Consider the following 14,575-nt stretch of genomic DNA (forward strand, 5'->3'; position numbering starts at 1 on the left):
GTTTCGTAAAGAAATGTAATAAAAATGTATAGAAGTTCTTTTGAGTGGGGCAAAAGAGAACTAGTAAGTCCTGTCCTGATACCTCCAAGAGACCATTCGTCCACTTCAGCACTCATTTTTCAAGGCATAACCTAAGAATTTTCTCCATTAGCTAAAACTGGCTCCCTTCTGGGGAGACCAGCAGTCCTTCGCTCTAGCCAGCACTTCGGCTAATTGAGGGGCTTTTTCTGCTGTTTATCTATATTTCTTCACGACAATGAAATTGAATCCCTTATCTCAACAGGATTACAGCCCGATGACTTCCCAACGTTTAGTCATTATCGACTCAACTATTGACGCACCTCAGTACTTAGTCAATGGTGTGGTCCCAGGTGCAACAGTGGTGGTCCTCGACCCTCGAGAAGAGAGTATCCCTCAAATCACTAAAGCATTAAGAGCGCAGAATTCAGTAGATGAGGTTCATCTGGTCAGTCACGGTGCACCGGGGCAATTGCAGTTGGGTAACGGTCCTCTGACCCTAGAGAATCTTGGACAATATGCTACCGAACTGCAGCAGTGGCAAGATCTGTTAGCGGGTAGGGTCAAGGTCTTTCTATATGGTTGTCAGGTGGCTGCTGGGGAACTGGGGCAGCAATTTGTGCAACGACTGAGTCAACTAACGGGAACTTGCATTGCCGCTAATGAGGGTCCGACAGGAAATGCTGCCTTAGGGGGTAACTGGAATTTATCTGATGGGGGGTATTCGGCATTGGGGACAAACAGTGCATCCACAAAGCTTCCTTTCACGGCGACCACCCTCAGTACCTATCCCGCTCTCTTAGCAGTCGATTTTAGTGATCAAAGCACCTTTGCAGTTGAGAACTCCGGAACCGTGTCAGTTGGGGATTTCAATGACGATTCTATTGCCGATTTAGTGACGGCGGATGGGAACGGCGTCTCTATACTCTTAGGAGATGGTTCTGGTGGGTTTAGCAGCGAAACTACCTTCGCAGTTGGGACTAATCCTTACTCCGTGGCGGTAGGGGATTTCAATGGCGATTCTATCGCGGACTTAGCAACAGCGAACACGATTAGTGATAACGTTTCAGTTTTACTGGGAGATGGTTCTGGGGGATTTAGTGAACAAACCACCTTCGCCCCTGGAGATATTTACTCCGTAGCGGTAGGGGATTTCAATGGCGATTCTATCGCGGACTTAGCAACAGCGAATAATTTTGACGACAGCGTCTCTGTGCTTTTAGGGGATGGCTCTGGAGGATTTAGTAACCGAACCACCTTCGCGGCAGGAGATACTCCACGCTCCGTAAAGGTTGGAGACTTCAATGACGACTCCATTGCCGACTTAGCCGCAGCAAATATCAACAGTGACAATATTTCAATTCTTTTAGGAGATGGTTCTGGGGGGTTTAGTAGCCAAACGACCTTTGCCGCTGGTGATAGTCCTCGCTCTGTGGTCGTTGGAGATTTTAATGACGATTCTATTGCCGACTTAGCCACGGCAAACCTTAGTAGCGACAACGTCTCTGTGCTTTTAGGGGATGGCTCTGGGGGATTTAGTAACCAAACTACCTTTGCAGCTGGTGATGGTTCTAAATCTTTGGCTGTGGGCGACTTCAATGACGATTCTATTGCTGACTTAGCCACAGCAAATTCAAATGCAGATAACGTCTCTGTGCTTTTAGGGGACGGCTCTGGAGGATTTAGTAGCCAAACCACCTTTGCGGCTGGTTTTCTTCCCCAATCTGTGGTGGCTGGGGACTTTAATGGCGATTCTATAGCCGACTTGGCAACGACAAACCTATATAGCAATAACGTCTCAGTACTTCTAGCGTCCACCCCCACCATTGACCACACTATCAGCGTGTCTGCTCCACAACTGATTGAAGGAGATAGTGGTAGCCAAGTACTGACCTTTACCGTCACTCGCTCAGGTTCTACGAATGAATCCAGTAGTGTCGATTTCACCATCGCAGGAACCGCTACTGATGGAACCGACTTCAACAATATTGGGGGTGATAGTGGAGCCACCACCACCACAGGTACGATTAACTTTGCTGCGGGAGAAACCAGCAAGACCATCACCTTGGATGTGTTAGGTGACATCGAATTTGAGACTTTAGAAACGATTGAGGTCACCCTCAGTAATGCCGCGGCTGGAGTAGAGGCCACGATTAGTACAGCAACAACTACCAGCACCATTATCAACGATGATGTTGACTTTAGTAGTCAATCTACCTTCGCAGTTGGGAATTCTCCTCAGTCGGTGGCGGTTGGGGACTTTAATGGCGATTCCATAGCCGATTTGGTCACGGCAAACGCTAATGACTCTAACATTTCAGTGTTGTTAGGAGATGGTTCTAGGAGGTTTACGAGCCAATCTACCTTCGCAGTTGGGAATTCTCCTCAGTCGGTGGCGGTTGGGGACTTCAATGGCGATTCCATAGCCGATTTGGTCACGGCAAACGCTAATGACGCTAACATTTCAGTTTTACTGGGAGATGGTTCTGGGGGATTTACGAATCAATCCACCTTCGCAGTGGAAGATTTTCCTTACTCTGTTGCGGTTGGGGACTTCAATGGCGATTCCCTCTCTGACTTAGTGACGGCGAACTCACAAAGTCGCAACATTTCAGTTTTACTGGGAGATGGTTCTGGGGGATTTACGAATCAATCCACCTTCGCAGTGGAAGATTTTCCTTTCTCCATCGTTGTTGAAGATTTTAACGGTGATTCCCAGGCAGACTTAGCGACTGTAAACAATAATGTTGCCAGGAACGTTTCAGTATTGCTAGGTGATGGCTCTGGGGGATTCAGTAGTCAAACGACTTTCGCTACCGGTGGGATTACACCTTTCTCCATGGCGACTGGGGACTTCAATGGCGATTCCGTGGCCGACTTAGCAACGGCAAACGTTAATAGCGACAACGTTTCAGTATTGTTAGGGGATGGCTCTGGGGGATTTACGAGCCCATCTACTTTTGCGACTGTGCGTGACCCCCGCTCCGTGACGGTTGGTGACTTCAATGGCGATTCTGTGGCCGACTTAGCGACAGCGAACATTAATGACGCTAACGTTTCAGTGTTATTAGGGGATGGTTCTGGGGGATTCAGTAGTCAAACGACTTTCGCGACTGGGAGTAGCCCTGATTTCGTGACGGTTGGTGACTTCAATGGTGATTCCATAACCGAGTTAGTTACGGCAAACAGTAGTGGTAACAATATCTCAGTTCTTGGTCTTCCTACCCTCACTATCGATCATGCCATTAGTGTTTCCGCTCCTCAAGTGATCGAAGGAGATAGCGGTAGCCAAGCCCTGACCTTTACCGTCACTCGCTCGGGTTCTACGGATAATTCTAGTAGTATCGATTTCACCATTTTAGGAACCGCTACTAATGGCACCGATTTCGATAATATTGCTGGTGACAGTGGAGCTACTGCAACAACCGGCACGATAAACTTTGCTGCAGGGGAAACTAGTAAAACCATCACCTTGGATGTGCAAGGCGACACTACCTTTGAGCCATTTGAAACAATTGAGGTCACTCTCAGCAATGCAATTTCTGGCATAGAGGCCACAATTAGTGATGCTATCGCAACCAGCACCATCCTCAACGATGAGCTTTCTAGCGACTTCAGTAGCCAATCCACCTTTGGTACTGGGGCAGGTCCAGTCTCTATAGCTGTCGGAGACTTCAATGGAGATGGTCAAGTCGATCTAGCCACAGCGAACAGCTTTGAAGATACCGTCTCAGTTCAATTAGCTGATGGTTCTGGCGGTTTCACAAGTCAAACCACCTTCGCTGCAGGTTCACGTCCTCGCTCGGTAGTCGTTAGTGACATCGATGGGGATGACCAGGCCGACCTCATCATAGCGAACCAATATGACGACACGATTTCAGTCTTGTTAGGGGATGGCTCCGGTAGCTTTAGTAGCCAACTCACCTTTGCCACAGGAGATGGTCCTGTTTCCATGGTGACTGGAGACTTCAATGGCGATTCCCGACCTGACATAGTCACAACGAATGCAAATGAAGATACCGTTTCAGTCTTCTTAAGTGGTGAAGGACTGAGTGAGCAAAGCACTTTTGCAACAGGAGATGGACCGGTATCCCTGGCAACAGGGGACTTCAATGGGGACTCCCAAGCCGACCTCGCGATCGCAAACCGCACAGACGACAATGTTTCCATTCTCTTAGGAGATGGTTCTGGCAGCTTCAGTGGCCAATCCACCTTTGCTACTGGGAATCAGCCTCTTTCCGTCACAGTTGGTGACTTCAATGGTGACTCATTAGCCGATATAGCCACCGCAAACTTATTAGACGACAACGTCTCTGTCCGTCTAGGAGATGGCTCTGGTGGTTTCAGTGGCCAATCTACCTATGCGGCAGGGAATGGTCCTGTCTCCGTATCAGTTGGAGATGTGAATGGAGATGGTCAAGCTGACTTAGTGACAGCAAATCGCTTTGATGACAACATCACCGTTGCATTAGGAGATGGCTCTGGGGGATTCACTAGTCAAACGACTTTCGCTACTGGAGATAGTCCCTACTCTGTCGCTATTGGAGACTTCAATGGGGATTCTCGAGTTGACATAGCCACACCCAACTTGAATAACGACAACCTATCCATCCTCACCATCCCTTTCATCGACCATTCGATCAGCGTTTCTGCTACTCAACTGATTGAAGGAGATAGCGGTAGCCAAGTACTGACCTTTACCGTTACTCGCTCAGGTTCTACGGATGAAGCCAGTAGTGTCAATTACAACTTGGCAGGTACTGCTACGGATGGCAGCGACTTCGACAATATTGGCGGCAATAGTGGCGCGACTACAACCACAGGCACCATTAACTTTGCCGCAGGGGAAACGAGCAAAACCATTACCCTAGACGTACTAGGGGACACTGAATTTGAGCCCTTTGAAACGATTGAGGTCACCCTCAGTAATGCCGCGGCTGGGATAGAAGCCACGATTGGTGCAGCAACAGCAACCAGCGCTATCCTCAATGATGAGCTATCCGTTGACTACACCGCCCAAAGCACCTTTGGCACTGGAGCGGGACCAGCTGCTGTCTCAGTTGGGGACTTCAATGGCGATGGCCAAGCAGACCTCGCCATTGCAAACAGCTTTGATGATACTGTCTCTATCCAGCTAGGAGATGGTTCAGGAGGATTTAGTAGCCAAACGACCTTCGCTGTCGGAGATCGTCCGCGCTCGGTCACGATTGGCGACTTTAATGGAGACACCCTGCCGGATCTCGCGGTAGCGAATCAATATGGCGATACCCTCTCCCTCCTTCTGGGCGAAGGAGGCGAAGGAGAATTTGAGGGCTTCAGTAGTCAAACGACCTTTGCTACTGGGGATGCACCCCGTTCCGTTGCCATGGGTGACTTCAATGGGGATTCTCTAGCAGACCTAGTCACTGCTAATGCTAACGACAACACCCTCTCTGTTTTCCTCAACGATGGTGGAGGAGGGCTTAATAGCCAAGTCACCCTTGCAGCACCGGGGGGACCTGTCTCTATCTCAGTGGGAGACTTCAATGGCGACTCCTTAGCTGACTTAGCTACTGCAAATCGCACAAGTGACAATGTCTCAGTCCGACTTGGGGATGGCTCGGGAGGGTTTAGTAGTGAAACCACTTTTGCTGCTGGGAACCAACCTCTTTCTGTGTCAGTGGGAGATTTCAATGGCGACTCCTTAGCTGATTTAGCCACTGCTAACTTCTTAGACGACAATGTCTCAGTCTTCCTGGGAGATAGCTCTGGAGGCTTTAGTACCCAAACGACCCTTGCGGTGGGAGATGGCCCCATCTCTGTCATAGTTGGTGACTTAAATGGCGATAGCCAAGCGGACTTAGCGGCGTCCAATCGCTTTGATGACACTGTCTCCGTATTCTTAGGGGATGGCTCTGGGGGCTTTAGCAGTGAAACCACCTTCGCCGCTGGGGATAACCCTTATGCTGTTGCCATTGGAGACTTCAAAGGCGATCTCCAATCTGAACTAGTCGTGACAAACTTGAGTGACGACACAGTTTCTTTACTCGGTGTTCTCCCCATTGACCATGCCATCAGTACTTCTGCCCTTCAAGTATTCGAAGGCGATAGTGGCAGTCAAACCCTGACCTTCACCATTACTCGCTCGGGTTTTACAGATGGGGCTAGTAGTGTCGATTACACCATTGGCGGAACCGCCACTAATGGCAGCGACTTCAACAATATCGGTGGAGATAGTGGTGCAACTTCTATCACGGGCACCATTAACTTCGCTGTTGGTGAGACCAGTAAGACCATCACCCTCGACGTATTAGGCGACACTGACGTTGAATCGCCAGAAACCATTGAAGTGACCCTCAGTAATGCAACTGCAGGCAAAGAAAGCACAATTAGTACAGCAACAGCTACAAGCACGATTCTCAACGATGAACTCTCGATTAACTTGAACGGTCAACTCACCTTCGAGACAGGGAACGATCCTCTCTCTGTGGTTGCAGGAGACTTCAATGGTGATTCTGTAACTGACATCGCGACTGCAAACCGAGGCAGCAATAATATCTCTGTCCTTTTAGGGGATGGTTCTGGAAGCTTCACTGGTCAAAACACCTTTGCGACTGGAAGTAGCCCCACCTCCATGGTCTTGGGAGATTTCAATGGTGACTCTACAGCCGACATCGCGACCGCAAACAATGGTAGCGGCAATATTTCTGTCCTGTTAGGAGATGGTTCTGGAGGATTCAGTGACCAAACCACCTTCGCATCAGGGAGTAACCCTTACTCCATAGCTGTGGGGGACTTTAATGGTGACTCTGTCGCTGACATCGCGACCGCAAACAGTGGAAGCTCTTCTGTTGCTGTTCTGTTAGGGGATAGTTCTGGAGGCTTCACTAGCCAAACTACCTTTGCAGTTGGAAGTAGTCCCTTCTCTATGGCTGTGGAGGATTTCAATGGCGACTCCTTAGCCGACATCGTGACCGCAAACAATAGTGGCAGCAATGTCTCTGTCCTGTTAGGGGATGGTTCTGGAGGATTCAGTGACCAAACTACCTTTGCAGTTGGGAGTAGTCCTTACTCTGTGGCTGTGGGGGATCTCAATGGTGATTCTGTCGCTGACATCGTGACCGCAAACAGTGGTAACTCTTCTATTTCTGTTCTATTAGGAGATGGTTCTGGAAGCTTCACTGGTCAAACTACCTTTGCGGTAGGTGGTGATCCTGAATTTGTGATCGTTGGAGACTTCAATGGGGATGACCAAGCTGACATTGCAACTGCCAACGAAGTCAGTTCTGGTTCTGTCTCTGTCTTATTAGGGAACGGTTCTGGAGGCTTCACTAGCCAAACCACCTTTGCAGCGGGTACTAATCCTAGATCTATCGCAATTGGTGACTTTGTTGGAGATTCACGGCTCAACTTAGCCGTAACCAACAACTATTCAAACACTGTTACCATCCTCAATGCCGATGATACTCAAGTCTCCTTAGATGGGACTGGTAACCTGAATATCACCGACCGCTTCAATACCAATGATGATAATTTGACGATTACCACCGATGGCAGTAACTTTGCCATTAGTGACCCTGACAGTATCCTCTCTAATGTTATTCCTGGAGCAACAGGTGACGGCACCAACACGATCACCGTGCCTTCTAATTTAGTCACAGGTCCAGCAATCCAGGTCAACACTGGCGATGGGAATGATACTGTCTCCGGCAGCAGCCTTGCGGAAAACCTCAATGCCGGAGACGGCAATGACCGCATCAGTGGAAATGGTGGCAATGACACCCTATCAGGAGGGCTCGGTGCCGACATTCTCAGTGGAGGTGCAGGAGATGATGTCCTCCTTGATGAAGGGAGTGATGGGGCGGTTAACTTTGATGCTTCTGCCTTTGGTGAAATAACCTCTGCCACTGCCGCATTTACTGGGTTAGGAGGCTGGACCAGTGACGATCGTTTCCCACGTCAAGTAGCGGATGTCAATGGCGATGGTCGGGCCGATATTGTCGGCTTTGGATATAGTTCAGTCGCTGTTTCTTTAGGCCAAAGTGATGGCACTTTTGACACTGCATTTACTGCAACCACTGAATTTGCAACGTTAGGAGGCTACACCAGTAACGATCGTTTCCTCCGTCAAGTAGCGGATGTTAATGGCGATGGTCGGGCCGATATTGTCGGCTTTGGACCCGATTCAGTCGCTGTTTCTTTAGGCCAAAGTGATGGCACTTTTGATACTGCATTCACTACCACTACTGCATTTACTGGGTTAGGAGGCTGGACCAGTGACAATCGTTTCCCCCGTCAAGTAGCAGATGTCAATGGCGATGGTCGAGCCGATATTGTCGGCTTTGGATACAATGCTGTCGCTGTTTCTTTAGGTCAAAGTGATGGCACTTTTGGCACTGCATCTATTGTTCACAAATATTTTTCCACAGTTGGGGGAGGAGGGCTTACTTCTGATCAGCAACCTCGACAGTTGGCGGATGTCAATGGCGATGGTCAGGCCGATATCGTTGGCTTTGGAGAGAGTCAGGTGAATGTGTCGCTATCTGTGAGTGTGGACGATAATCTTATTGGTGGAGCAGGGAATGATCGCCTGGTCGGTGGTGCAGGTAACGATATTCTTACTGGTGGCACAAATGCAGATACATTTGTCTTTTCTACAAATGCTGCCTCGGGGGGGATTGACCGCATTACTGACTTCAACACCATGCAGGGAGATATCATCGAGATTGACCAGGCTGTTTTTGGGGTAACTAGCCTTAGTGATATTTCGTTTAACTCATCAACAGGTGAGTTGTTCGTGGGTGGTACTTACAACAATACATTGGCCATTCTCACTGGACCCTCTGGATTTGATGTAAATAATCACATCAATTTGATTAGCACTCCCTAACGATTGGCTCCAGTAGCCTTAATGAATCACTTGGTTAATTAGGACAGCATCTAATCCTAATTGACCAAGTGATTCATTATTTATAGCAGTACTTTTTTTTAGCAATACTTAGTTAAACTATAGCGATCTGACGTGAGTTGTGAGAATTATATTCAACCTAAATGGATACTGGTAAAGATTTCAGCCTCTCTACATCTCACGATTGATTTCAGATTGCTATAGTTAATTCAAATTAAGATTTCTTTTAGAAATACTCTTATTCTTAATTAGGCGATTTGATTATGAGAAAAGCCTTTTTGTCTACTATGATTGCCAGAAGAGAAAGTGTGATGGTAAATCGGCTTGTAAAAAAATAGAGGTCTACATTCAGTTCTAGTTTGTGATCGATATTATCCAAATCTTAAAGAAGAGTATCAAGTTATTGTTAATATTAAGGACCCAAAAAAGGCCATTGATAAAGCTGTTAAAGAATTAATAGATCTCTCGCACTCTATTGATATTGTTGGCTATCTCAACATGGAAGACGATATGTCGTTTATCTATAAAGGTATTCTTGGGCGAATATGCCCAGAGCACCCAGATATCGAGAATATCAACGTATCTAGAGATCAATGGCACTGACTTAAGCTCAATCAAGCAGCTAGCTTAGCTTTGAGAACCGAGCGCGGTTGTCTCATTCGCGGAAAAGGTTTGGGTCTGCGTTCAGGGGCAGCGCAAGAAAATCAAGCCTCTGAAAGGCTAGACTGTAAAGGAATAGAAGCGCCTATAACTTTGAGCATATACGCTTCATCCATGCTCGCCCGTTTTAGTTTTTGACGGGTACTTCGCTTAAAGGACGTTTCTTGATTCAGGAGGTTGATGCTCCAGCGCCTTAGGATGGCCATGTTTTCCGGTGCATGTCCTTTTGCGAATACGGCTGGCATCTTCGCCAAAGGTCACGTCTAAGACCCAGTGAAGTTGATTCTCAATCGACCAATGCTGTCGGATGGCTTTGCTCAGCCGTTGAAGTTTTATTTGTTTCTTGCAATAAAATTTCAGCGTCTCTTGATTCAACGGGTCTGTGAAACAGAAATCCTTGTGCATATTCACAACCTAATTGTCGCAGAATTTCAGCTTGTTGCTCTGTTTCAATCCCCTCAGCAACGATTGGCATATCTAGCGTCTTCGCCAAAGTAATGATAACTTTGACGATTTTTAATTTCTCCTCATTCTCATGCATGGAATTGATGAAGGAGCGGTCTATCTTTAGGATATCCAAGGGAAACCGATGTAGATAGCTTAAAGATGAATAACCTGTACCAAAGTCATCAATACATAGCTTTACGCCCAACTGCTTCAATTGAGTCAGAACAACATTGGCGAAATCAGGATTTTCAATCAATGCAGTTTCAGTAATTTCTAGCTTTTAAAACTCTGCGGAGGCAGACCCGTTTTCTCTAAAACTTGACGAACCTGCTCCACGAGAGAGGGTTGAGCAAAATGTTTGCTGGAGATGTTGATGCTGATTGTTAAGGGTGGGGACGAGGGAAACTGTTGCTGCCAAAAGCGCATTTGCAGACAAGCTTCATCCATCACCCACCAATCTATCGGGACAATCAGTCCTGTTTCCTCAGCGACAGGAATAAATACTCCTGGTGATATCAGTCCCTGCCCAGGTTTACGCCACCGCACCAACGCTTCAAATCCAACAATTTCCTGGGTCGATAACGCTAGGATCGGTTGATAATGAACTTCAAATTCTCGGTTGGCAATTGCATCACGGATATCGTTCTCTAATTGCAGTAAACCTTTGACTTGAGCATACATTGAAGGCTCAAACACCGTGAAGCAGCTTTTACCCTGTTCTTTAGAACGGTACATGGCAATATCTGCATCCCTGAGCAAGTCATCAGCATTCTGATATTTGGCACTACCCAGAACTACACCAATACTGGCAGAGGTATAAACCGTCTGCCCTTCAACCAAAAACGGTTGTTGGAGAACATGATTGATGCGTGCAGCGACTTCAGAAGCCATTTTGTTGTCATAAACATGCTCAAGTAAGATGGCAAACTCATCCCCCCCAAAGCGAGCCACGGTATCCGTAGCAAAAAGGTTCTGACGCAACCGTTTGCCAATGGCGAGTAACAGCTGATCTCCACAGGGATGCCCTAAGCTGTCATTGACCATTTTGAATCGGTCTATATCAACGAAAAGTAAGGCAAAAGAATCATTGGCATATTGCTTTACTCTTTCTAGGGATTGATTTAAGCGATCTATCAACAAAGCCCGATTGGGGAGAGTTGTTAGGGAATCATAGAATGCATTCCGAATCAGAAGCTCTCTAGCTTGTTTATGGTCCGTCATATCCCGAAAAGCCGTGACAACCCCCATTGCTTTGCCCTTTCTATCTTTTAAGGGAGCGGCGGTTAGAGCAATGGGTATTCTTGAATGGCCTTTAGTTTCGAGCAGAATGTTCTCAGGCATAACGACCGTGGACAGGCTTTTCAGTGCATTGTCAGCCGGGTGTGTTGTGGGGAGTAACGTCGCATCGCTCAGAATAGGAACAATGGTGGAGACTTTTTCACCGATGGCCTCCAACGATTTCCAGTGAGTTATTTCTTCGGCTACAGGATTGATAAAAGTAACTTTACTTTCATGGTCACTTACAATCACGGCTTCACCAATACTCTGCAGAATCGTGGTCAAGCGCTGTTCTTGTTCTTCTTTTTCTTGATCAACTTGGTGTTTGTAGAGAGCGATGCCAATGGTTGTATGTAGCTCTTCCTCCCGGAAGGGCTTTAGCAAGTAACCAAAAGGACCCGTTAATTTTGCCCTAGCATAGGTTGCCTCATCTGCGTTGGCTGTCAGGTAAATAATGGGAATACCAAGCTTCCGGTAAATATGTTCTGAGGCTTCAATACCATCCATATCACCTTTAAGGTGGATGTCCATCAAGACGAGATCAGGACTAAACTCTTGAGCTGTTTTAATTGCATCAAGACCTGTATCAACAATAAAGGGAACATCATATCCCAAGTGCATGAGACTATCTTGAATATCAATCGCAACAACACTTTCATCTTCGACGATCAGAATCTTAGTTGCAGTCATAAGTATTACCGAGCCAAAAAAATTAAGCTGTTATGGGGAACGTTAAGTTAAATACAGTGCCTTCATGATCAAGAAGATCGATATTTCCAGACAGTTGTCTTGTTAAGTTGGAAACGAGCCTTAGCCCTAGTGATCGAGATTGTCGCCAGTCAAAGTTCTCAGGAATTCCAGTACCGTTATCAGCGATGACTAGGTTTATTTCATGTTCTACGCTTGTATGCATAGAGATTTTTATTTCTGGCTTTAAACTATCTGTAAAAGCATACTTGAGAGCATTAGAGACTAATTCATTGATAATCAGACCGCAAGGTATTGCTATATCCAGCTTGAAGGCAACATGCTCCACATCAATTTTAATTTTGACTTGATTGGATTGACTTTGGTAGGAGCGGGTGAGGGAGTTCACTAGGTCAGTGATATATTCTGAAAAGTTAATCTTGTCTAAATTCTTCGATTGATAGAGCTTTTCATGAACCAATGCCATCGAACTAACTCGGTTCTGGCTTTCTTTGATCACTTCTAATGTGCCCGGATCATTCACATTTCTAGCTTGGAGATTCAAAAGGCTTGAAATTACTTGCAAGTTGTTTTTCACTCGGTGGTGAATTTCTTGTAGCATGACCTCTTTTTCTCGGAGGGAAGTTTTGATCTGCTCCTCTCTATATTTACGAACAGTGATGTCTTTATGCATCCCTGCCATACGGAGGGGGGTTCCCTCCAAATCTTTGGCGACTAACTTACCAAAGTTGCCAATCCATTTCCAGTGACCTGATTTAGTTTTGACTCGATAGTCAAAGGCATACGGTTGAAGAGGATCTTGAAGATGGTCGTTGAGTAATTTCATCACCCAGGGTTGATCCTCTGGATGGACTAACTTTTCCCAAGTACTCACTTGTAGAGGTAAATCACCCACATCATATTCCAACATTGCTAGCCATTGGGGGCTTAAGTAAAGAGCACCTGTCGCTATATCCCAATCCCATATCCCATCCCCTGATCCTTCTAAAGCAAGTTGTAAACGCTCTTCACTTTTCTGCCGAGCTAGATCTATTTGTTGTCGCTCACTCATTTCTTGCTCTAGTCTCTGATTAGCTGCATGAAGGTCTTGGGTGCGTTGTTCGACTCGCCGCTCTAGTTCTACATTGACCTCTTGCAACTGAGTTTCCAATTGTTTCCGCTCAGTGATATCACGCCAACTAGAACGACTATGTAGAATAGTTCCATTTTGATCACGAACGGCGCGGACATTAAGACTAACGTCTAACTTGCTCCCATCTTGTCGTTGCACAACAAGTTGAGCATCTTTTACTTCTCCAGTATCGACAAAGGCTTGAAAAGTCTTCTTAACTTGTGGGTGACAGTCAGGGTGATACAGTTCAAAAATGGATCGATTTAAGAGTTCATCTTTGCTCAGACCCAAAATATTGCATAAAGTCTTGTTGCAATGCAGAACCTTGCTGGTGCGAACATCCACGGATAAATACATATCAGGGGCGTTGTCATAAAGGTCTTGGTATTGTGCTTCTGAGGTTTTTAGTTTTAGGTAGGCATTCTCTAATTGGTTGGTGCGTTCCGCAACCAGCTTCTCTAGATCGGTGTTGAATTTCTGCAAAGCTGACTCTGCTTGTTTGCGCTTATTAATGTCTTGGATTTGGGATATGAAATATAGCGGTTGGCCATCATCTTTGTGCAACAAAGAGACGCTGAGTAAAATCCAAACTTCATGGCCTTGTTTATGGATATAGCGTTTCTCTAGGTCGTAATGGTCAATTTCACCCGCCAGAAGCTGCTTGATATACCTTAAATCTGTTCCTAAATCATCTGGGTGGGTTATATCTTGAAATGTAAGCGACAATAGCTCTGATTCTGAGTAGCCTACAATGTCGCAAATTGACGCATTGACTTTTAGCCAATGCCCCTCTGGTGAGACCAGAGCCATACCGATAGCTGCATGTTGAAATGCTCCTGCAAAACGGGCTTCACTTTCATCAAGGGATTGTTTAGTCTTTTTGTTGTTCAGTGATGTCTTTACCAATCCCCCAAAAAACCCGTCACATTACCTACCTCATCACGTAAGGCTGTCACTGACAGGCAAACAGGAAAATGACTCTGATCTTTACGAATATAAGTCCAAATATTTTCATCAGGTATTCCCAATCGAGCCTTAGCAACGAAGGCTTCAAAGCCAGGTTCAATAGAATAGCCCAATTCGCATGAGAGTTGTTGTGCTCTTTCCTGAACTTCTAGTGGATCATGAATAATGGCGGGTGTAACTTTACCAATCACTTCTTCAGGCTGATAGCCTAATTTGCGCAGTGCCCCAGCATTAATGGTTTGGATAATCCCTTGAGGGTCTGTTGCAATCATCGTGAAGTCTGCACTGTCCAGAATGGCTTGTTGCCAGGCTTGTGTTTGCTGCACCGTTGTTGCAGTTAGTTGATCTGCCATTAATGAAACTTCCCCCTACTGATATCCAAAGTGGCCGGATGCTCAACCCATTTAGATCTCAGCATTCCCAGTCTTTAGGAATGATCTCCAAGCATCTATCTAAATCAACTGAATATCTAGGATTAATGCATATTCATATCTTTTTTG

General features: G+C 46.3%; 5 protein-coding genes and 1 pseudogene. 1 reads left to right on the top strand and 5 read right to left on the bottom strand.

The genetic code is table 11. The features are described 5' to 3' along the window. Window positions 1-295: 295 nt before the first annotated feature. On the top strand, window positions 296-8,887 hold the full coding sequence (locus tag HRE53_RS26860) for an FG-GAP-like repeat-containing protein (protein ID WP_235111584.1): 8,592 nt from the start codon (window positions 296-298) through the stop codon (window positions 8,885-8,887). Window positions 8,888-9,609: 722 nt separating this feature from the next. On the opposite strand, the pseudogene HRE53_RS26865 reads toward HRE53_RS26860, so the two are convergent. The 5 genes and pseudogenes from HRE53_RS26865 to HRE53_RS26880 form a co-directional block, all read right to left on the bottom strand. Continuing rightward, window positions 9,610-9,877 (bottom strand): annotated as a pseudogene (locus HRE53_RS26865) (ISAs1 family transposase); the annotation flags it as partial. Further along, entirely contained in the window at window positions 9,852-10,268 is a 417-nt protein-coding gene (locus HRE53_RS34635) for an EAL domain-containing protein (protein ID WP_255801522.1), read from the bottom strand. The pseudogene HRE53_RS26865 and the gene HRE53_RS34635, both read right to left, overlap by 26 nt. A gap of 17 nt (window positions 10,269-10,285) precedes the next feature. Further along, window positions 10,286-11,980, bottom strand: coding sequence for a diguanylate cyclase domain-containing protein (locus HRE53_RS26870; protein WP_255801525.1), 1,695 nt, complete (start codon window positions 11,978-11,980; stop codon window positions 10,286-10,288). A gap of 22 nt (window positions 11,981-12,002) precedes the next feature. Continuing rightward, a complete protein-coding gene (locus HRE53_RS26875) occupies window positions 12,003-14,015 on the bottom strand; it encodes a PAS domain S-box protein (protein ID WP_235111585.1) in 2,013 nt (670 codons plus the stop codon). Beyond that, window positions 14,009-14,428 carry a PAS domain S-box protein gene (locus tag HRE53_RS26880; protein ID WP_235111587.1) on the bottom strand — a complete coding sequence of 140 codons (420 nt, stop codon included), beginning with the start codon at window positions 14,426-14,428 and terminating at the stop codon, window positions 14,009-14,011. Before HRE53_RS26880 ends, HRE53_RS26875 begins: the two co-directional genes overlap by 7 nt. Between the last annotated feature and the right edge of the window lie 147 nt (window positions 14,429-14,575).

It is taken from the genome of Acaryochloris sp. 'Moss Beach' (genome assembly GCF_021497025.1).
GTDB classification, from domain to species: Bacteria; Cyanobacteriota; Cyanobacteriia; order Thermosynechococcales; family Thermosynechococcaceae; genus Acaryochloris; species Acaryochloris marina_A.

What these genes read in the sequence shown, in the direction of transcription:
- HRE53_RS26860 (WP_235111584.1), top strand. Translation starts at nt 296, where the DNA reads ATGACTTCCCAACGTTTAGTCATTATCGACTCAACTATTGACGCACCT.
- HRE53_RS26870 (WP_255801525.1), bottom strand. Translation starts at nt 11,980, where the DNA reads ATGACTGCAACTAAGATTCTGATCGTCGAAGATGAAAGTGTTGTTGCG.
- HRE53_RS26880 (WP_235111587.1), bottom strand. Translation starts at nt 14,428, where the DNA reads ATGGCAGATCAACTAACTGCAACAACGGTGCAGCAAACACAAGCCTGG.